This is a genomic window from Caballeronia sp. LZ033, from assembly GCF_031451265.1.
GTDB lineage: Bacteria > Pseudomonadota > Gammaproteobacteria > Burkholderiales > Burkholderiaceae > Caballeronia.
Window position 1 is genome coordinate 1839950 of the sequence record NZ_JARUXQ010000001.1, and the last position, 20531, is coordinate 1860480.

The 20531-nt window shown below is 66.8% G+C and carries 13 protein-coding genes and 1 other RNA gene; 8 read left to right on the forward strand and 6 right to left on the reverse strand.

Annotated elements, in window-relative coordinates; translation table 11 throughout:
- Positions 1–9: 9 nt before the first annotated feature.
- The 6 genes from QCE62_RS08595 to ffs form a co-directional block, all read right to left on the reverse strand.
- Positions 10–1215 carry a CaiB/BaiF CoA-transferase family protein gene (locus QCE62_RS08595; RefSeq protein ID WP_309916611.1) on the reverse strand — a complete coding sequence of 402 codons (1206 nt, stop codon included), beginning with the start codon at positions 1213–1215 and terminating at the stop codon, positions 10–12.
- Positions 1216–1247: 32 nt separating this feature from the next.
- Complete coding sequence (locus QCE62_RS08600) at positions 1248–1472, reverse strand: DUF1653 domain-containing protein (RefSeq protein ID WP_309916615.1); 225 nt, start codon at positions 1470–1472, stop codon at positions 1248–1250.
- Positions 1473–1485: 13 nt separating this feature from the next.
- Positions 1486–2082: a recombination mediator RecR gene (recR, locus tag QCE62_RS08605; protein WP_309916617.1), complete on the reverse strand. Its 597-nt coding sequence runs from the start codon at positions 2080–2082 to the stop codon at positions 1486–1488.
- Between the two features lie 41 nt (positions 2083–2123).
- Positions 2124–2450, reverse strand: coding sequence for a YbaB/EbfC family nucleoid-associated protein (locus QCE62_RS08610; protein ID WP_014191628.1), 327 nt, complete (start codon positions 2448–2450; stop codon positions 2124–2126).
- Between the two features lie 90 nt (positions 2451–2540).
- Entirely contained in the window at positions 2541–4886 is a 2346-nt protein-coding gene (dnaX, locus tag QCE62_RS08615) for a DNA polymerase III subunit gamma/tau (protein WP_309916620.1), read from the reverse strand.
- Positions 4887–5050: 164 nt separating this feature from the next.
- Positions 5051–5149: signal recognition particle sRNA small type (gene ffs, locus QCE62_RS08620), an RNA gene on the reverse strand.
- A 354-nt stretch (positions 5150–5503) separates the two neighbouring features.
- Here ffs and trxA point away from each other — a divergent pair.
- The 8 genes from trxA to pbpC all read left to right on the forward strand — a co-directional run bounded on the left by trxA (position 5504) and on the right by pbpC (position 20472).
- Positions 5504–5830: a thioredoxin TrxA gene (trxA, locus tag QCE62_RS08625; RefSeq protein ID WP_008349330.1), complete on the forward strand. Its 327-nt coding sequence runs from the start codon at positions 5504–5506 to the stop codon at positions 5828–5830.
- A 258-nt stretch (positions 5831–6088) separates the two neighbouring features.
- Complete coding sequence (rho, locus tag QCE62_RS08630) at positions 6089–7354, forward strand: transcription termination factor Rho (protein WP_309808516.1); 1266 nt, start codon at positions 6089–6091, stop codon at positions 7352–7354.
- Between the two features lie 122 nt (positions 7355–7476).
- Positions 7477–8313 carry a zinc-dependent peptidase gene (locus tag QCE62_RS08635; protein ID WP_309916623.1) on the forward strand — a complete coding sequence of 279 codons (837 nt, stop codon included), beginning with the start codon at positions 7477–7479 and terminating at the stop codon, positions 8311–8313.
- A 148-nt stretch (positions 8314–8461) separates the two neighbouring features.
- Entirely contained in the window at positions 8462–8716 is a 255-nt protein-coding gene (locus tag QCE62_RS08640; RefSeq protein ID WP_050452857.1) for a type B 50S ribosomal protein L31, read from the forward strand.
- A gap of 262 nt (positions 8717–8978) precedes the next feature.
- Positions 8979–10742, forward strand: a complete 1764-nt coding sequence (locus tag QCE62_RS08645) for a glycosyltransferase family 39 protein (RefSeq protein WP_309916625.1) — start codon at positions 8979–8981, stop codon at positions 10740–10742.
- A 40-nt stretch (positions 10743–10782) separates the two neighbouring features.
- Positions 10783–12144, forward strand: coding sequence for an MATE family efflux transporter (locus tag QCE62_RS08650; RefSeq protein ID WP_309919733.1), 1362 nt, complete (start codon positions 10783–10785; stop codon positions 12142–12144).
- A gap of 101 nt (positions 12145–12245) precedes the next feature.
- Entirely contained in the window at positions 12246–18221 is a 5976-nt protein-coding gene (locus tag QCE62_RS08655; protein WP_309916627.1) for an MG2 domain-containing protein, read from the forward strand.
- On the forward strand, positions 18184–20472 hold the full coding sequence (pbpC, locus tag QCE62_RS08660) for a penicillin-binding protein 1C (protein WP_409017813.1): 2289 nt from the start codon (positions 18184–18186) through the stop codon (positions 20470–20472). The genes QCE62_RS08655 and pbpC overlap by 38 nt, the downstream gene beginning before the upstream one ends.
- The last annotated feature ends 59 nt before the right edge of the window (positions 20473–20531 follow it).

Genomic DNA, 20531 nt, shown 5'->3' on the forward strand with positions numbered 1-20531 from the left:
AGGCCGGGTTCAGATCACCTTGGCCGCGCGCAGCCGCGCAATATCGTCGGCATGATACCCGAGCGTATGCAGGACTTCATCCGTATGTTCGCCGAGCTGCGGTCCGAGCCAGCGGGTTTCGCCCGGCGTCTCGGAGAGCTTCGGCGTGACGTTCGGCAGCGTGATCTCGCGGCCGTCCTGCCACGGAAAGCGTTGCAGCATCTGGCGCGCAATGTACTGCGGATCGGTGAACATGTCGGCGACGCTGTAGATGCGGCCCGCCGGCACCTCGGCCGCGTTGAGCACGGCGAGCGCCTCGTCGATGCTGCGCGTCGAGAGCCATGCGGCAATCGCCGCGTCGATTTCCTGCGTGCGCGGCACGCGGCCGTCGTTCGAGGCGAGCGTCGGGTCGTCGGCGAGATCGGCGCGCTCGATGGCGTTCATCAGGCGCTTGAAAATCGGGTCGCTGTTGCCGCCGATCACGATGCTGCCGTCGCGGCACGGATACGTATTCGACGGCACGATGCCCGGCAGCGACGCGCCGGTGCGCTCGCGCACCATGCCGTACACGCCGTATTCCGGCACCACGCTTTCCATCATGTTGAAGACGGCCTCGTACAGCGCGACATCGACGACCTGCCCCTTGCCGCCGTTCACCTGCTTGTGATGCAGCGCCATCAGCGCGCCGATCACGCCGTGCAGCGCCGCGATCGAATCGCCGATCGAAATGCCGATGCGCGGCGGCGGCAGATCCGGATAGCCGGTGATGTGGCGCAGGCCGCCCATGGATTCGGCGATCGCGCCGAAGCCCGGCCGGTCGCGATACGGGCCGGTCTGGCCGTAGCCCGAAAGCCGCACCATCACGAGCCCGGGGTTCTCGGCCGAGAGCGTCTCGTAGCCGAGCCCGAGCTTTTCCAGCAGGCCGGGACGGAAGTTCTCGATGACGACGTCGGCTTCCTTCGCGAGCCGCCGCACGATCTCCTTGCCCTCTTCGGCCTTGAGATTCACCGTGACGGATTTCTTGTTGCGCGCCTGCACCGCCCACCACAGCGACGTGCCGCCGACTTCCGGATAGAGCTTGCGCCATTTGCGCAAGGGATCGCCGCCGTTCGGGTCTTCGATCTTGATGACCTCGGCGCCGAACTCGCCCATGAAGCGCGCGGCGAACGGGCCGGCGATCAGCGTGCCGAGTTCCAGCACTTTGACGCCGGCAAGCGGTCCGGACGTGGTGCTCATGACGTGTCTCCTTCGATTGTTCTTGTGCGGGCTCAGAGCGGCATGTCGAGCGGCTTGAAGCGCGGGGCGCCGTCGGCGAGGGTTTCGTTGAACATCGCCGCGGGGCGCACCCACAGGCCGCGTTCATGCGGCCACAGATGCTCGTAGACGATCATCGCTTCCTCGGTTTCCGAGTGCCGCGCGACGCCGATCACGCGATACAGCCCGCCCTTGTAATGCCGATGGGTGGCGAGCGCGAGGGCTTCGGTTTCAGTCATCGGATCAGGTCCTTCATACGGAGCGCCGATCGAGCATCGCACGCGCGATGGTGCCCGCATCGACATATTCGAGTTCGCCGCCCACCGGCACGCCGCGGGCGAGGCGCGTCACTTTCAGGCCGCGCGCCTTGAGCGTCTGCGCGAGATAGTGCGCGGTGGCCTCGCCTTCGTTCGTGAAGTTGGTCGCGAGCACGACTTCCTGCACGATGCCGTCGAGCGCGCGGCCGATCAGACGTTCAAAGTGGATTTCCTTCGGTCCGATGCCGTCGAGCGGACTCAGCCGTCCCATCAGCACGAAATACAGGCCCTTATAAGTGAGGGTCTGCTCGAGCATGATCTGGTCGGCGGGCGTTTCGACCACGCACAGGAACGTGGAGTCGCGCTCTTCGTCGCTGCAGACTTCGCAGATCTCGGCTTCGGTGAAGGTGTTGCACTTCGCGCAGTGCTTGAGATGCTCGGTCGCGAACAGCAACGACGCGCCGAGTTTCTCGGCGCCGGCGCGGTCATGCTGCATCAGGTGATACGCCATGCGCTGCGCCGATTTCGGGCCGACGCCGGGCAGCGCGCGCAGCGCCTCGACCAGCGCCGCCAGGGCGGAAGGTTGTTTCATGTGTCCTCGTGACGCGCCGGCCAGACGTCCGGCGCGCGGGTTCAGAACGGCAGCTTGAAGCCGGGCGGCATGGGCATGCCGGCCGTCATGCCGCTCATCTTTTCCTGCGTGGTGGCCTCGGCCTTGCGCACGGCGTCGTTGAACGCGGCGGCGACCAGGTCTTCGAGCATGTCCTTGTCGTCGGCGAGCAGGCTCGGGTCGATCGAGACGCGCTTGACGTCGTTCTTGCAGGTCATCGTCACCTTGACGAGACCGGCGCCCGACTGGCCCTCGACCTCGATCAGCGCGAGCTGGTCCTGCATCTTCTTCATGTTTTCCTGCATCTGCTGGGCCTGTTTCATCAGCCCGGCGAGTTGATTCTTCATCATGGTTCGGCTCCTTCCTGGAAAACGTGTGGCGGACGGGTGCGCGCGCGATCACGGCGCCCGGTATTCAATGCGGCTGCACGGCGTGCTTCGTCAAGACGGATTCGCGCCCGTCGCGGCGATCGGCTTGATCGATCCCTGCACGATGCTCGCGCCAAAATCGCGGATCAGCGACTGCACGAACGGATCCTGCGTGATTTCCTGCTCGGCTTCCTGCTGGCGCCGGGCGCGCGCGGCGGCATCGAGCGCGGCGGCGGTGCGGCGTGCGGGCCCGACGTTGACGTTGACTTCGAGCGCACGGCCGAGTTTCTCGGCGAGCGCGGCCTTGAGCTTCGCGACGTGCGCGGCGTCGGTGTACATCTGCACCGGCACCGCGAGCGTGAGCGATGAGGCGTCGCAGGCGGTGAGTTCGCTGTTGAACGCGAGCTGGTACGCCACGCCCTTCAGCGGCAGATCGACGGCGAGCGCGGCCCACTCGAGCGTCAGGCCGAGCGCATCGAGCGGGACGGCGGGCGGCAGCGGCGTCGTGTCAATCTTCGGTTGCGGCGCCGACCGCACGGACGGCTCGCCGCCGAAGTGCAGGTCGTCGGGACCGCTGTCGAACGCGGGCACGAAGCCGTCGTCGGGCGCCATGAAGTATTCGTCTTCCGAGCCCGGCGGCGGGTAGTCGTCGGACGGCATGTCTTCCCACGGCGGGACGACTTTCGACTTGCCGGCGGGGGCGGCTTCTGGCTTGGCTTCGGGCTGCGCGGGCTGCCCGGTTGCTGCGACGGCATCGCGGCGCGCGGCGGGAGCCGGCACGGGTACGGCGGGCTTGGGTGCGGCCTTCGGCGCAGGCTTCGGCGTGTTTTCCGCCGCAGCGGCCCCACGCGTACCGCGATCCGATGAAAGGCGCATGCCCGCGCTGCGCAGCACTTCGAGCGCCGCGCTCGCACCGCCCGCCGCACGCGGCGCGGCGGGTTCGGCGCGCGAGGCGCGAGCGGCAGCAGGCGCCGCTTCCTCAATGGCTTGCCGCGCCGCTTCGGGCATGGGCTTGTTGGCGACGGGCACCGCTTCGGGTTCAGGTTCAGTCGCAACCGGCACCGCTTCGCGTGCTTCAGCGGCTTCCGGCTGTACTGTCGGCGCCTTGGCCGGCGCGGCTACCTTCGGTTCAACCGCCGGTTGCTGGGACTCCACAACAGGCGCCTCGGCTTCGGCAACCGGCGCCGCCGCCTTTGTCTCGACAGACACCGCAGGCTTCGGAACCGGCGCCGGGCTGACCGCGCGCTCGGCCATCGCGCCGGCCAGCGCCGCGCCGCGAACCGGCCTGGCAGGCGCGGGCGCGCTCACCGCGACACCGCCGCCGCCTGGACCGCCGGCGGGCTCGAACGCGAGCATGCGCAGCAGCGTCATCGTGAAGCCGGCGTATTCGTCCGGCGCGAGACCGAGTTCGCCGCGGCCTACCGTTGCGATCTGATAGAAGAGCTGCACCTGTTCGGCGGACAGCATCTCGGCGAAGCGGCGGATGTCGGCGGCTTCCGGCCATTCGTCCAGCACCGACGACGGCGCGAACTGCGCCCACGCCACGCGATGCAGCAGGCTCGCCAGATCCTGCAGCGCGGTGGAGAACGACAGGCTGCGCAGCGCCATTTCGTCGGCGATGTCGAGCACGAGCGCGCCGTCGCCGGCGGCGAGCGCGTCGAGCAGACGGATCAGATAGCTCTGATCCAGTGCGCCGAGCATGCCGCGCACGGCTTCTTCCGTCACCTGATTGGCCGAATAGGCGATGGCCTGATCGGTCAGCGAGAGTGCATCGCGCATGCTGCCGTCCGCCGCGCGCGACAACAGCCGCAGCGCCTGCTGCTCGAACGCGATGCCCTCTTCCTTGAGGATGTTCTCCAGATGCCCGACGATATGCCCGGCTGGCATCTGCTTCAGGTTGAACTGAAGACAGCGCGACAGCACTGTGACCGGAATCTTCTGCGGATCGGTGGTGGCGAGGATGAACTTGACATGCGGAGGCGGTTCTTCCAGCGTCTTCAACATGGCGTTGAAGGCGTGGTTCGTGAGCATGTGCACTTCGTCGATCATGTAGACCTTGAAGCGGGCATCGACGGGGGCGTACACGGCGCGTTCGAGCAGCGCCGCCATCTCATCGACGCCGCGATTGCTCGCCGCATCCATTTCCACATAATCGACGAAGCGCCCTTCGTCGATTTCCCGGCACGCGCGGCATACGCCGCACGGCTTCGAGGTCACGCCGGTTTCGCAGTTGAGCGCCTTCGCGAAGATCCGCGAGAGCGTCGTCTTGCCGACGCCGCGCGTGCCCGTGAAGAGATAGGCGTGATGCAGGCGGCCGCCGTCGAGCGCGTGCGTGAGCGCACGGACGACGTGCTCCTGGCCGACGAGCGACTCGAACGATTTCGGCCGCCATTTGCGTGCGAGAACTTGATAGGTCATGCGCGAAATTGTATCAGCAACGACCTGGCGCAACGCCCGTTCCGACAGGGCCCGCGCGGGCGCAAGCATGCCGCTCGCAGACGCGACAATGCCGCATTCGTTGCCGCACGAGCAAGAGCCTGAAAACGCGAGGGGATGAGAAAACGAGGGGAGATAAAGCGGAAGGTGACGAGCCTGACCCTCGGCACTGGTGGAAAGCGGCTGTGGCTGCTTCGTTCCCGACCTGACCAGGTTGACCACGCCACCATGCGAGGAGGCCCGTCACATCGAATTGTATCATGCAACGTCGAGCGCCCGGAAGGCTTGACGCGAAACGCATGCATCCGACGCAATGTTCAGAACGCCTCTTGTACTTGGGGATTTCACCCTCAGATCATCGCTATCGGCACCCGGCAACGGATAGCAAAGTAGGCTAAGATGATGAGTGAATCATCCACAGGCGGCACGCATTGGTGCATCGCGGCCCTCTGATGGAACATTTGCCGCCGTTCGCCCTCGGTTTCGGCGCACGGCGAGCCGGTTTAGTCGCGCTCAGCGGCGACGTGGTCTCCTTAAGTTTTGATCTATCGTGGCGAGCATTCAAACGCGGGCCTCGAATCAATAGAGGTATTCAGACAATGAGCGAATCAATCAAGCACATCAGCGACGCTTCTTTCGAACAGGATGTCGTCAAGTCCGATAAACCTGTCCTGCTCGATTTCTGGGCCGAGTGGTGCGGTCCGTGCAAGATGATTGCCCCGATCCTCGACGAAGTCGCGAAGGATTACGGCGATCGCCTGCAGATCGCGAAGATCAATGTGGACGAACATCAGTCGACGCCGGTCAAGTTCGGCGTGCGTGGCATCCCCACGCTGATCCTGTTCAAGAACGGTGCAGTCGCCGCGCAAAAGGTCGGCGCATTGTCGAAGTCGCAACTTACCGCGTTCCTCGACAGCAACCTGTAACAGCGCCATCGGCGGGCCCGGTCTGACACAGCGCCCGCCATGCCACCCGCGCCTTTACCAGCGCGCGTTCGTGGTACAGCCGATGTTGTCGCACGACAACATCGGCCGAAAAGCCCCGCCCAACGCCCACCCGAGGCTCAAGCGGCGTGTGCTATGCTAGAATCACAAGAGTTCAAGAAGTATTAAGTCTCGAGCGGTTCCGCTCACCTCTTCTCCCAAATCTTTCGTCGCACCTCTTCTCCCTGGCGGGAAATCCGTATGCATTTATCCGAGCTCAAGTCTCAGCACGTATCGGCACTGATCGAGATGGCCAATGGCCTCGAGATCGAAAATGCGAACCGCCTGCGCAAGCAGGAATTGATGTTCGCAATTCTTAAAAAGCGCGCCAAGGGCGGCGACACGATTTTCGGCGACGGCACGCTCGAAGTGCTGCCCGACGGCTTCGGCTTCCTGCGTTCGCCCGAGACTTCTTATCTTGCGAGCACGGACGATATTTATATCAGCCCGTCGCAAATCCGCCGTTTCAATCTGCACACCGGCGACACGATCGAAGGGGAAGTGCGCACGCCGAAGGACGGCGAGCGGTATTTCGCGCTGGTGAAGGTCGACAAAGTCAACGGGCAGCCGCCCGAGGCCTCGAAACATAAGATCATGTTCGAGAACCTCACGCCGCTGCACCCGAACAAGCCGCTGCCGCTCGAACGCGAAATGCGCGGCGAGGAAAACGTCACGGGCCGGATCATCGACATGATCTCGCCGATCGGCAAGGGCCAGCGCGGCCTGCTGGTCGCATCGCCGAAGTCGGGCAAGACCGTGATGCTCCAGCACATCGCGCACGCCATCAAGCAGAACCATCCGGACATCGTGCTGTTCGTGCTGCTCATCGACGAACGTCCTGAAGAAGTCACGGAAATGCAGCGCTCGGTGAAGGGCGAAGTGATCGCCTCCACCTTCGACGAACCCGCCGCGCGTCACGTGCAGGTCGCCGAAATGGTCATCGAGAAAGCCAAGCGCCTGGTCGAGATGAAGCACGACGTCGTGATCCTGCTCGACTCCATCACGCGTCTCGCGCGCGCCTACAACACCGTCGTGCCGGCTTCGGGCAAGGTGCTGACGGGCGGTGTCGACGCCAACGCGCTGCAACGGCCGAAGCGCTTTTTCGGTGCGGCGCGCAATATCGAGGAAGGCGGTTCGCTGACCATCATCGGCACGGCGCTGATCGAGACCGGCAGCCGCATGGACGACGTCATCTACGAAGAGTTCAAGGGCACCGGCAACATGGAAGTGCACCTCGAGCGCCGTCTCGCGGAAAAGCGCGTCTATCCGTCGATCAACCTGAACAAGTCGGGCACGCGTCGCGAAGAACTGCTCATCAAGCCGGACCTGCTGCAGAAGGTCTGGGTGCTGCGCAAGTTCATCCACGACATGGACGAAGTCGAAGCCATGGAATTCCTGCTCGACAAGATTCGCCAGACGAAGAACAACGCCGAGTTCTTCGACATGATGCGCCGCGGCGGCAGTTGATCCACCGCGCTGCGCACTTCAGAGAAAACCGCCTGCCCGCCAGGCGGTTTTTTTACGCCCGACGCCGGCCGGCCTCCGTACACTCCGTACAATCCGGTCTGTCGAAGCCAACCGCTCATCCGATGGCCAACCTCCTTTCCCGCTGGTTCGGCGCGCAACGCCGCGAGCGCGCGCTGCGCAAGTACGCGATCGACGACACCCTGTGGCAACGCACGCTCGACACCTATCCGTGCTTCGGCCATCTGGACGACGCGGATCTCGGCCGCCTGCGTGAAACCGCGAGCCTGTTCATCGCGCAGAAGGAATTCTCCACCGCGCACGATCTCGAACTGACCGACGCGATGATCGTCTCCATCGCCGCGCAGGCCTGCCTGCCGGTGCTGAATCTCGATCTCGACCTGTATCGCGGCTGGGTGGGCGTGATCGTGTATCCGGGCGAGTTCGTCATCCGCAAGACGGTGGAGGATCAGGACGGCGTGGTCCATGAGATCGAGCACGATGCGAGCGGCGAGGCCTGGGAAGGCGGTCCGGTCGTGCTGTCATGGGAAGACGCGCAGATGGCCGATGGCTCGGACGCCTACAACGTGGTGATCCACGAGTTCGCGCACAAGCTCGACATGGTGACGGGCGAAGCCGACGGCCATCCGCCGCTGTTCCGCCGCTGGCATGCGCCGCTCGACACCGCCGCCTTCGCCGATATCTTCGACAACGCCTACGACCAGTTCTGCGCGCGCGTGGACGCGGTGCCGGAGCGGCGCTGGAGCCGCTTCGAGCGCGAATCGCTGATCGACCCTTACGCGGCGGACCATCCGTCCGAATTTTTCGCGGTATGCAGCGAGGCGCTGTTCGTCACGCCGCGGGCCTTCGAGGCGGAGTATCCCGAGCTCTACCGGCTGCTGGCGCGCTATTACCGGCAGGACCCGGCGGGCACGGGCGCGCTTGACTCCGCCCGCGCCTGACGAAAAACCTCGCGAAGAAGTGTCAACCAACTGATTTTCTGGCATAATCGCCGTTTTTCGACCCTAGGCAAGTGACTCGCGCCGGACGCTTCAGGGCGTTTTCAGACAAGCGCAGCGGGTTGGCTACCGCCAGATACCAGGAAAGACCATGAAAGAAGGCATTCACCCGAATTACCGCGAAGTCCTGTTCATCGACATGTCGAACGACTTCAAGTTTGTGACCCGTTCGACCATCCAGACGCGCGAAACCGCCGAATTCGAAGGCAAGACCTACCCGCTCGCGAAGATCGAAGTGTCGTCGGAATCGCATCCGTTTTACACCGGCCAGCAGAAGATCATGGACACGGCCGGCCGCGTCGAAAAGTTCAACAACAAGTTCGCACGCTTCTCCACCAAGAAGTAAGTCGGGCTTCACGGACTCAGCAAAAAGGGCAGCTCTCGCTGCCCTTTTTTGTCGCCGGACGCTTTGTGTTCCGGTCTGCATCGGCACTGCGCGCGGCATCGTCCTTGCTCGGACAGCACGATTGCATCACCCCGTTACGGCAAATTCCATCGACGCGCCGGTAATGCCGCCGCGCGACTACAATGCCGGTTGCTCGAGCCCCGCTGCACCTGCGGCCGAAGCCAGCGCCGCCACCGGGACCGTTTTCCATACAGCCTATCGCATGCGATCCGTCGTTCGTCTGACTGCCTCCGCCACCAGCGCCCTGCCGCGCTGGCTGTTGCTTGCCATCTGCATCGTCTATGCGTCGTTCGGGCTGTTCGGGCGCGATCCGTGGAAGAACGAGGACGCGGCCGGCTTCGGCGTGATGTGGACCATGGCCAACGGCGATGCCCGCGACTGGCTGCTGCCGAATCTCGTCGGCAAGGCGCCCACCGCCGATGGCCCGCTGATGTACTGGCTCGGCGCGTCCGCCATCCGCCTGCTGAGCCCGTGGGTCGATGCGAGCAACGCCTCGCGCGTGGTCACGGGCCTGCTCTTCTGTCTCGCCTGCGCCTTCGTGTGGTACTCGGCCTATCTGCTCGGCCGCCGCGACGAAGCCCAGCCGTTCAAATACGCGTTCGGCGGCGAACCCGAGCCGCGCGACTACGGCCGCACGCTCGCCGACGGCGCCCTCCTGATCCTGCTCGCCTGCTTCGGTCTCGCCGAGCGCGGCCACGAAACCACCGCACAGCTCGCGCAGTTCGCCGGCACCGCGATGCTGCTCTACGGCCTCGTGCGCAGCCTCGACAAGCCTGTTCAAGGCGGCCTCGTATGGGGCGCGGCGCTGGGCGTGGTGGCGCTGTCGAGTTCGCCGGTACTGGTGTTCGCGCTGCTGCTCTGCACCCTCGCGATGACGATCATCGTCAAGCAGGTGCGCGCCCGGCCGCTGATCGTCTACGGCCTGCCGGTCGCGGTGCTGCTGATCGCTGCCTGGGTGCTCCCCGCTCTGCACTTCTACCCCGACGACGGCGAATGGTGGCTGCGCCAGTGGTGGCGCAACAGCTTCTCCTTCTTCTCCGGCACGCCCGGTTCCATCTTCGGCTACGCGATCAAGAACCTGCCGCTCTTCACCTGGCCGGCCTGGCCGCTCGCGCTGTGGGCCTTCGTCAGCTGGGGCGGCATGCGGCGCTCGCCGCACGTGGGCGTACCGCTCTCGATCATCGGACCGTTGCTCGTGCTGGTCGTGCTGCAGGCGCATGAAACCAACCGCCTCTTCATGCTGCTGCTGCCGCCGCTCTCGGTGCTCGCGACCTTCGCGCTGCCTACGCTTAAGCGCGGCGCGATCAATGCCATCGACTGGTTCGCGATGTTGAGCTTCACCGTCATCGGCACGCTGGTCTGGCTCGTGTGGACGGCCGGCATTTTCGGCTTCCCGGCGTCGATGGCCCGCAATCTCGCGCGTCTCGTGCCCGGCTTCCATCCCGAGTTCAAGCTCCTTTCCTTCGTCTGCGCCGTGGCCGTGACGGTCTGCTGGTTCCTGCTCGCCCGCTGGCGTCTCGCGCGGCATCCGAAGGTGCTGTGGCGCAGTGTCGTGCTGTCCAGTGCAGGCACCACGCTGATGTGGGTATTGCTCATGACTTTGTGGTTGCCCGTGGTCAACTACAGTCGGACGTATCGCGATGTCGCGGAGCAGATCGCGGATCATCTGCCGCCGGATTACACGTGTATCTCGCCGGTGCGTCTCGGCGACGCGCAGATCGCGACCTTCGCCTATTTCGGCGGCATGCATTTCGCGTTCGACGAGGATTGCGACGTGATCCTGCGCCAGGACCGCGCGGATTACGGCGAACCGTCGTCGCTGTCGGCATTCGAGTGGAAGCTGGTGTGGGAAGGCCGGCGCGTCGCCGACCGGGACGAGCGCTTCCGCCTGTACGTGCGCATCGAGCGTCCGACGCCGCCGCCGCCAAAGCCGCTGCGTCCGAGAAGCCTGCGCCGGAAGCAGTGACGCGATGCCCCTGCTGACGCCCCCGGCCAGCACGACCGGCATGCTGAGCGACGTGCGCAGGATCGCCGCGCTGGCGTGGCCGGTGCTGATCGGCCAGCTGGCCATCATCGCGTTCGGCGTGATCGACACCGCGATGGTCGGCCGCTTCTCCGCCACCGATCTCGCCGCGCTCGGCCTCGGCGGCTCGATCTATATCTCCGTGTATATCGGCCTGACGGGCATCCTGGTGGCCTTGCAGCCGATCGCCGGCCAGCTCTTCGGCGCGGGCCGCGAGAGTGAGATCGGCGAGGAGACGCGTCAGGCGCTGTGGCTTGCCGCCGCGCTCGCCGTGATCGGCTTCGTGCTGCTCTATCACCCCGAACCGCTGCTCTCGCTCGCGAAAGCGCCGCCCGCGCTGCACGACCGCACGGTCGACTATCTGCGCATCCTGTCGTTCGGCCTGCCCGCGAGCCTGGCGTTTCGCGTCTACAGCTCGCTCACCAATGCCGTCGGCAAGCCGCGCCTCGTGATGTTCCTGCAAGTTGGCGGGCTGCTGCTCAAGTTTCCGCTCAACAGCTGGTTCATCTTCGGCGGTGCGGGCGTGCCGGCGCTCGGCGGTCCCGGCTGCGCGCTCGCGAGCACGTTCATCAACTGGGCGCTGGCGATCGTCGGCATGACGGTGCTCGTGCGCTTCGAGTTCTTCCGCCCGTTCGGCATCTTCTCGCAGTTCTGCTGGCCGGTCTGGCGGCGTCAGCTCGCGCTGCTGCGCCTCGGCATTCCGATGGGTCTCTCCTATCTCATCGAGGTGACCTCGTACACCTTCATGGCGCTGTTCATCTCACGCTTCGGCACGACCACGCTCGCCGGCCATCAGATCGCGGGCAATCTCGGCGCGGTGCTGTACATGACGCCGCTGTCGATCGGCATTGCGTCGTCGACGCTCGTATCGCAGGCGCTCGGCGCCGGCCGCTATGACGACGCGCGCTCGATCTCGCGCCACGGCATCGGCGTGGCGTGCGTGCTGGCGCTGGTCTATGGCGTGATTCTGGTCGCGGCGCGCCCGCTGATCATCGCCGCCTACACGCCGGATGCGCACGTCATCGCGGCCGCCATGCCGCTCGTGCTGATCATCTTCTTCTATCACCTGTGCGACGCGCTCCAGGTCACGACCGCGTTCGTCCTGCGTGCCTACAAGGTGACGCTCGTGCCGACGCTGATCTATGCGGTCGCGCTGTGGGGCATCGGGCTGGGCGGCGGCTACCTGCTCGGCTTCGACATCGGCGGCGGCGTGCCGGAGTGGCTGCAGGGCGCGCGCGGCTTCTGGATCGCCAACTCGGCGAGCCTGGGCGTCGCGGGCATCGGCCTGTTTCTCTACTGGCGGCGCGTCAGCCTGCGGCGCGTCGCGCGAGTCGATGCGGACTGACGCAGCCGGAGCGTCATAAAACACAACCGGGATCGATTGGTAGAAAGAATGACGTAAGCGTCCAGTAGAATTTCGCGTCGAGAGCATCTCGGAGCGAGTGGATGAGCCGCATAACAACGTCACAAAAAAAGTGGATTCTGGCTGCAACCGGGTTGATCGCCGCGCTCGGTTTCGGCGCGTCGATGCATCGGGCCGATGCCGCGCGCATCGCGAGCGTGTCGCCGCAGGGCAAGGTCGCGCAGGTGCGCCAGGTCGTCGCGAAGTTCGATGAACCGATGATCGCCTTCGGCAATGCAGCCGCCGCCGCACCGGGCAAGCTGGTATGCAGCGGCGCGGCCACGGCCGGCTCGGGCCGCTGGATCGACGCCCGCACCTGGGCCTTCGACTTCGAGAACGACCTGCCGCCGGGCGTGCGCTGCACGCTCGATCTCGCCGACACCCTCAAGTCCGTCGCGGGCAATGCGCTGTCCGGCCCGCGCCACTTCGCCTTCCAGACCGGTGGTCCGTTCGTCACGCGGGTCTTGCCGGGATATGGCGACATCGAAGAGAACCAGGCTTTCGTGCTGCGCCTGAACGGCCCGGCCACGCCGGCTTCGGTACGCGAACACGTGTGGTGCGAATCCAGTGCGCTCGGCAACCGCATTCCAGTGCGCCTGCTCGACGATGCCACCCGCACCGCCCTGCTCAAGCATTTCCGGCTGGAGAAGGAAGCCGGCAACGTGCTGACGCTCGCCTGCCAGCAAACCCTGCCCTCGGCAGCCAAGATGCAACTGGTCTACGGCGCGGGCGTGACCGGTCCGAGCGGCATGGCCAACGAAGTCGAGAAGCGCTTCGACTTCACCGTGCGCGAGCCCTTCACCGCGAGCTTTTCGTGCGAGCGGGAAAACGCGCAGGCGCCCTGCACCCCGCTGCGGCCGCTGCGTCTGAACTTCAGCGCGCCGATATCGCGGGCGGACGCGCAGAAGTTCGTGCTGCGCGGGCCGAAGGAAACGGCTGCGCCTCATTTCGACGACACCGACAAGGACGCGGAAGTGAGCGCCGTCGAGTTCACGGCGCCTTTGCCCGAGCACGCCGATCTCACCATCGACGCCCCCGCGAATCTCAAGGACGTCAGCGGCCGCGCGCTCGCCAACGCCGACCTGTTCCCGCTCAAGACCGCGACCGCGCCGATGCCGCCGCTCGCCAAGTTTTCGTCGGGCGCGTTCGGCATCATCGAGCGCTTTGCCGAGCCCGGCATGCCCGCGATGCTGCCCGTCACGCTGCGGCATGTCGAAGCAGATCTGCATGTGCAGGGCCTGAATTCCGGCACCGCGCAGATCACGAAGCTCAAGCTCGATGCCGACCGCGACATCCGCCAATGGATGCGCGCCGTCGATCAGTTCGACGGCATCTCCATGCCGCGTTCGATGATCGAGGAACGCATGCCGGAGATGCTTCGCAACGGCATCCGTCCGGTCGTGATTCCGAACAGCGACGGCACGGTGTCGAAGGATCCGCAGATCGACGTGCGTTCGCTGTCGATGCTTGCCGGCCGCGCGGGCGTCGAGACCTTGACGCTGCCCGCCGCCGATCCCAAGGCGCTGCGGCCCTTCGAGGTAGTCGGCATTCCGCTCACCAAACCGGGCTTCTATGTCGTCGAACTGCATTCGCCGGCATTGGGCGCGTCGCTGCTCGGCAAGCCGCAGCCGATGTACGTGCGCACCTCGGTGCTCGTCACCAATCTCGGCGTGCACTTCAAGCAGGGCCGCGAGAACAGCCTGGTGTGGGTGACGTCGCTGGATCACGGCAAGCCCGTCGCCAACGCCGATGTGCGCGTGACCGACTGCAACGGCGATGAAATCGCCACCGCGAAGACGGACGCGCAAGGCATCGCTAAGGTCGATAAGACGCTGGCCGCCGCGCGTGAATGCAACGAGAACAGTCTCGCGTGGAGCGGCTTTTTCGTCTCGGCGCGCGTGAACGACCCGGTCACGGGACCGGACATGGCGTTCGTGCTGTCCGACTGGAATCGCGGCATCGAGTCATGGCGCTTCAACGTGCCGACCGACATGAGCACCACGCGCAGCGTGCGCGCGCATACCGTGTTCGACCGCACGCTGCTGCGTGCCGGCGAGACGGTGTCGATGAAGCATCTGCTGCGCGTCGAGACGCTCAACGGCTTCGCGTTTGCGCCCGACAATCCGGGCCGCGTGACGATCCGGCACACCGGCAGCGGCCAGACCTGGCACATGCCGCTCACATGGGCGGCGGACCACAGCGCCGATTCCGCCTTCACCGTGCCGGTCGCGGCCAAGCTCGGCGAATACACGGTGACGCTGGACAACGGCGCCATCGCCGCGCCCGGACAAAAGAACGGAGACGACAACGACGCCGACGACAGCGGCGTCACGCAGTCGTATGAATCGGGCAGTTTCCGGGTGGAGGAATTCCGCCTGCCGGTCTTCAAAGGCTCGATCACCGCCGGCGACGGCGCATCGCCCGGACTGGTCGCCGCGCAGGACGCACCGGTCGCGGTGCGGATGGAATACGTGCAGGGCGGACCGGCATCGAATCTGCCGGTGCAGGTGTCGGCGCTGGTGCGCGACGTCGCGCCGCCGTTCGCCGCGCAGTACGACGCGTACAGCTTCGCGCCGTGGCGCAAGCCGTCCGGCGACGGCGCGAGCGCGCCCGCCGAGGACGGAGACAGCGAGCAGCAAGCCGACGCCACAACGAAGCTCATCGCCGACAAGCTGCGCGTGACGCTCGATCGCGACGGCGCCGGCAAGCTCACCATCAAGCCGCTGCCCGCGGTGGAAGCGCCAAAACGCCTCGCGCTCGAAGCGAGCTTCGCCGATCCGAACGGCGAGATCCAGACCATCAGCGGCGGCACGACGCTGTGGCCCGCCGCCGTGGCGGTCGGCGTGAAGGCGGGCCATTGGGTGTCGGTCGGCGGCAAGCTGCCGGTGCAGGCGCTGGCGCTCGATCTGCAAGGCAAGCCGCGCGCGGGCGTCGCCGTGGAAATCAAGGCCGTGGCGCGCATCATGTCGAGTTCGCGCAAGCGCATGGTCGGCGGCTTCTATGCGTATGACAACCACACCGAAATCAAGGATCTCGGCGCGCTGTGCAACGGCAAGAGCGACGATCACGGCATCGTCTCGTGCGACGTCGCCATCAAGGAGCCCGGCAATGTCGATCTGATCGCCATCGCGAAAGACAGCGACGGCCGCGCGGCCAACGCCAGCACCTCCGTGTGGGTCACGCGCGCGGACGAACTGTGGTTCGGCGGCGAGAACACGGACCGCATCGACGTCCTGCCCGAGAAAACCAGCTACGAGCCCGGCGAGACGGCGCGCTTCCAGGTGCGCATGCCGTTCCGCTCGGCCACGGCGCTCGTCGCGGTGGAGCGCGAGGGCATCGTCGAGACACGGGTGGTCGAACTGAACGGCCGCGACCCGACGGTCGAACTGAAGGTCGGGGAATCGTGGGGGCCGAACGTGTACGTGTCGGTGCTCGCGATTCGCGGACGCATCCGCGACGTGCCGTGGTACTCGTTCTTCACGTGGGGCTGGAAAGCGCCGCTCGACTGGGCCCGCGCGTTCTGGTACGAAGGCCGCCAGTATCAGGCGCCGACGCCGCTCGTCGATCTGTCGAAGCCCGCGTTCCGCTACGGACTCGCGTCGATCAAGGTCGGCACGGCGTCGCACCGGCTCGCGGTCAGCGTGACACCGGACGCAAAGTCCTACACGGTGCGCGGCAAGGCGCACGTGCAGGTCAAGGTGGCGCTGCCCGACGGCAAGCCCGCGCCCGCGGGCACGCAGATCGCCGTCGCGGCCGTGGACGAAGCGCTGCTGGAACTGATGCCGAATCAAAGCTGGGACGTGCTCGACGCGATGCTCCAGCAACGCGCATACGGCGTCGAAACGGCGACGGCGCAGATGGAAATCATCGGGCGGCGTCACTTCGGACGCAAGGCGGTGCCGGCGGGCGGCGGCGGCGGTCATGCCGCCACGCGCGAGCTGTTCGACACGCTCCTGCTGTGGAACCCGCGCGTCACGCTCGATGCGCAAGGCGAAGCCACGGTCGACGTGCCGCTCAACGATGCGCTGACGCGCTTTCGCATCGTCGCGGTCGCGGCGGTGGGCGCGGGGCGCTTCGGCACCGGCAGCGCGTCGATCCAGAGCACGCAGGATCTGCAGCTCATCTCGGGATTGCCGCCGCTGATCCGCGTCGGCGATGCGTTCCGCGCGCAGTTCACGCTGCGCAACACCACGCCGCGCGCGATGCGGGTCGTCGTCACGCCGCACGCCGGAGCGCTGGCGCTCGACGCGCGCACCGTGGAACTCGCCGCGAACGCGTCGCAGGACGTGGCGTGGGACGTCACGATGCCCGACATCCCGGGTGTCGCGCCATCCGCGAGTCTCGCGTGGGAGGTCAGCGCGGCCGAACAGGCCGGCCCCAAGGCAAGCGACGCCGTGAAGATCACGCAGCGCGTTGTCCCGGCCGTTCCTGTCACCGTGCAGCAGGCGACCCTCGCGCAAGTGGAAGGCTCGCTCACGCTGCCGGTCGCGCCGCCCGCCGATGCCATCCTCTCGGGCGACGGCGCGGTACGCGGCGGCATCGCGGTGTCCTTGCAGCCGAAGCTCGCCGACGGCCTGCCGGGCGTGCGCCGCTGGTTCGAGCGCTATCCGTACAACTGCCTGGAGCAGCAGACCTCGCGCGCGCTCGGTCTGATGGACGCGGCGCAGTGGCAGGCGGTGCTCGCGAAGATGCCGACCTATCTGGACCGCGACGGCCTCGCGAACTACTTCCCGCCCGCCGATGACGAGCGTCCCACCGGCAGTCCCGCGCTCACCGCGTACCTGCTGGCCGTATCGGACGAAGCGGCGCGGCTGGACAGCCGCTTCGCCCTGCCCGCCGACCTGCGCGGACAGATGGCCGCGGGCCTGGCGAATTTCGTCGAAGGCAGGATCACGCGCACGTTCTGGGCGCCGCGCAACGATCTCGACTACGAGAGACTCGCGGCCATCGAAGCGCTTTCGCGCTACGGACTGGCGCAGCCGCGCATGCTCGGCTCCATCACGGTCGCGCCGGATCAATGGCCAACCTCCGCCGTGCTCGACTACTACGCGATCCTGTCGCGCGTCGACGGCATCCCCGAGCGCGACGCGAAACGCGCTCAAGCCGAGCAGATCACTCGCGCACGGCTCACGTATCAGGGCACGCGCGTCGGCTTTTCGACCGAGCGCGACGACGATCTCTGGTGGCTCATGACCGGCACCGAAACCAATGCCGCGCGTACGGCGCTGCTCTTCGCCGACGCGCCGGGCTGGAAGGAGGAGATGCCGCGCATCGTCGCGGGGCTGCTCGCGCTGCAGAAGAACGGCGCGTGGCAGACCACCACGTCGAACCTGTGGGGCACGCTGGCCGTGAGCCGGTTCTCGCAGTTGTTCGAGAGCACGCCCGTCACCGGACACACGTCGATCAAGCTGGGCACGGCCGCGCAGGACATCGGGTGGAACGGCCCGGTCAAGCCCGAGAAGGCGCGCAGCGTGCTGCTGCCGTGGACCACCAGCTCGCTCGCGCTGACGCAGGACGGGACCGGCAAACCCTGGGCAACCGTCGAAAGCCTGGCGGCGGTCGCGCTGAAAGCGCCGTTCGCAGCGGGCTACCGCATCTCGAAGACGCTGACGCCCGTTGATCCCGCAGTGAAAGGCAAGCTCTCGCGCGGGGACATCGTGCGTGTGCATCTCGACATCGACGCGCAAAGCGACATGACCTGGGTCGTCGTCAACGATCCGGTGCCCGCCGGCGCGACGATCCTCGGCTCCGGGCTCGGCCGCGATTCGGCTGCCGCGACCTCGGGCGAGAAAACGGCGGGCGGCGCGTGGCCGACGTTCGTCGAGCGCGGCTTCGAGGGCTATCGCGCGTATTACGACTATCTGCCTAAGGGGAAGATCCAGGTTGAATACACGATGCGGCTGAACAATCCCGGCACCTTCGGCGTGCCGCCGACGCGCGTCGAAGCGCTCTACGCGCCCTCGGCGTTCGGCGCGCTGCCGAATGCGCCGATGGTGGTCGAGCCGCTCGCCGCGAAGTAGACGCATGAGACGCGCCGCGCTCCTTGCCCTCTTCACGCTGCTGAGCGCAGCGGCGCATGCGGCGCCGCGCTTCGACGAAGTGCGCGCGGCATGGCGCAGTTCCGACTGGGTCCTGCTCGCCCGCGACGGCACGCCGCTGCAGCGCACCCGGATCGACACGCGCGCGCGGCGCGGCGACTGGGTCGCGCTCGCGGATGTGTCGCCGGCCCTGCGCGAGGCGATCGTGGTATCGGAGGACAAGCGCTTCTACGAACACGCCGGCGTCGACTGGCGCGGCGCGGCGGCAGCGGCGTGGGGCAATCTCTGGAACACGCGCACGCGCGGCGCATCGACGGTGACGATGCAACTCACCGGCCTCATCGACGACAACGGCAAGCCGGCCGGACGGCGCTCAATCGGCGAGAAGGCCGAGCAGACCATCGGCGCGCTGTGGCTCGAACGCAGCTGGCGCAAGGACCAGATTCTCGAGGCCTATCTCAACCTCGTGCCGTTTCGTGGCGAGATCGTCGGCCTGGCGGCGCTGTCGCAGACGCTGTTCGGCAAGGCGCCCTCGGGGCTCGACGAGCGCGAGTCCGCCCTCACCGCCGCGCTGATCCGCGCGCCCAATGCGTCCTACGTGAAGGTCGCGGCGCGCGCCTGCGTGATCCTGCGCGACATGCAGGCGCTGCACGGCGCAGGCAAAACCGCTTCCGCCGATCCGTGCATCAATCTCCCGGCCTACGTGCAGCTGGCGCTGAGCCGCACGGCCTCCGCGCCCGCATTCGCACAGGGCGACGATGCCCTCGCGCCGCATCTCGCGCGGCGCATCGCGAGCGAAACGCATCCGGCGGCAGGGGCGCGCGTGCGCTCGACGCTCGATGCGCGCCTGCAGCGCTTTACCCGCGCCACGCTTCAGCGCACGCTCGCCGAGCTGAATGCGCGCGCGCGTCCGCGCAACGTGCATGACGCGGCGGCGGTCGTGATCGACAACCAGTCGGGCGACGTGCTGGCGTGGGTCGGATCGGCGGGCGCGCTGTCGAACGCACCCGAAGTCGATGCGGCGCTGGCCGCGCGTCAGGCCGGCTCCACGCTGAAGCCGTTTCTCTATGCGCAGGCGATCGACGAGAAGCGGGTCACCGCCGCGACGCTGCTCGACGATGCCCCGCTCGATCTCGCCACCGGCGGCGGCCTGTATATCCCGCAGAACTACGATCACGACTTCAAGGGATGGGTGAGCGTGCGCACGGCGCTCGGTTCGTCGCTGAACGTGCCGGCGGTCCGCACGCTCGTGATGGTGACGCCGCACCGGTTCGCGAAGACGCTGGTCGCACTCGGCCTGCCGCTCACGCAGGCCGGCGACTACTACGGCTTCAGTCTCGCGCTCGGCAGCGCGGACGTGACGCTGGCTTCGCTCGTCAACGCGTATCGCACGCTGGCGAACGGCGGCGTCGCGCAGCCTTTCTTCGATGTCGCCGACCACGCGCCCGCGCCTGCCGGCACGCGCGTGTTCAGCGCGGATGCAAGCTACATCGTCACCGACATCCTCGCCGACAACAACGCGCGCACCCGCACCTTCGGCTTCGACAGCGTGCTCGCGACACGAAGCTTCAGCGCGGTGAAGACCGGCACGAGCAAGGACATGCGCGACAACTGGACGGTGGGCTTCACATCGCGCTACACCGTGGGCGTGTGGGTCGGCAATGCCGACGGCCAGCCGATGTGGGACGTGTCGGGCGTGACCGGCGCGGCGCCGATCTGGAACGGGATCGTCAATTATCTGAACCGGCGTTCCGCGAGCCGTGCGCCACAGGCTCCGGCGGGCGTGGTGCGGACTACGGTCAGCTATCAGGACGATGTCGAACCGACGCGTGGCGAATGGTTCGTGCGCGGCACGCAGATGAGCAGCATCGCGCTCTCGGCTAGTGCGCTGCAAAGCGGGCAAGGCACGGGTAGCGGCGTGGATGCGCAGGCCGCACGCATCGGCGCGCCGACCAACGGCACCATTTTTGCGCTCGATCCGGACATTCCGCCCGCGCGCCAGCGCGTCTGGTTCGAACGGAGCGCGAGCAGCGCACGGCTCGCGTGGCGTCTCGACGGCAAGCCGTATGGCCAGGGCGCGCGCGCGGCGTGGCTGCCGTGGCCCGGACGGCACGTGCTGGAACTCGTGGATGGGCATGGACAGCCGGTCGACACGGTCGCCTTCGAAGTGCGCGGCGCGTTCGCGCGGGCGCAGGAACCGCCGCGTCATCCGTCGGGCAGCGCGCCGCGTTAAGGCACATGCGGGAACGTGCGGCAGGACGTGGGCCGTGCGAGCCGTCATCGTTCGGGACG

Bases quoted from the DNA above. Each gene is read 5' to 3' on its own strand.
- QCE62_RS08595 (WP_309916611.1), bottom strand. From the start codon at position 1,215: ATGAGCACCACGTCCGGACCGCTTGCCGGCGTCAAAGTGCTGGAACTC.
- QCE62_RS08600 (WP_309916615.1), bottom strand. From the start codon at position 1,472: ATGACTGAAACCGAAGCCCTCGCGCTCGCCACCCATCGGCATTACAAG.
- recR (WP_309916617.1), bottom strand. From the start codon at position 2,082: ATGAAACAACCTTCCGCCCTGGCGGCGCTGGTCGAGGCGCTGCGCGCG.
- QCE62_RS08610 (WP_014191628.1), bottom strand. From the start codon at position 2,450: ATGATGAAGAATCAACTCGCCGGGCTGATGAAACAGGCCCAGCAGATG.
- dnaX (WP_309916620.1), bottom strand. From the start codon at position 4,886: ATGACCTATCAAGTTCTCGCACGCAAATGGCGGCCGAAATCGTTCGAG.
- trxA (WP_008349330.1), top strand. From the start codon at position 5,504: ATGAGCGAATCAATCAAGCACATCAGCGACGCTTCTTTCGAACAGGAT.
- rho (WP_309808516.1), top strand. From the start codon at position 6,089: ATGCATTTATCCGAGCTCAAGTCTCAGCACGTATCGGCACTGATCGAG.
- QCE62_RS08635 (WP_309916623.1), top strand. From the start codon at position 7,477: ATGGCCAACCTCCTTTCCCGCTGGTTCGGCGCGCAACGCCGCGAGCGC.
- QCE62_RS08640 (WP_050452857.1), top strand. From the start codon at position 8,462: ATGAAAGAAGGCATTCACCCGAATTACCGCGAAGTCCTGTTCATCGAC.
- QCE62_RS08645 (WP_309916625.1), top strand. From the start codon at position 8,979: ATGCGATCCGTCGTTCGTCTGACTGCCTCCGCCACCAGCGCCCTGCCG.
- QCE62_RS08650 (WP_309919733.1), top strand. From the start codon at position 10,783: ATGCTGAGCGACGTGCGCAGGATCGCCGCGCTGGCGTGGCCGGTGCTG.
- QCE62_RS08655 (WP_309916627.1), top strand. From the start codon at position 12,246: ATGAGCCGCATAACAACGTCACAAAAAAAGTGGATTCTGGCTGCAACC.
- pbpC (WP_409017813.1), top strand. From the start codon at position 18,184: ATGCGCCGATGGTGGTCGAGCCGCTCGCCGCGAAGTAGACGCATGAGA.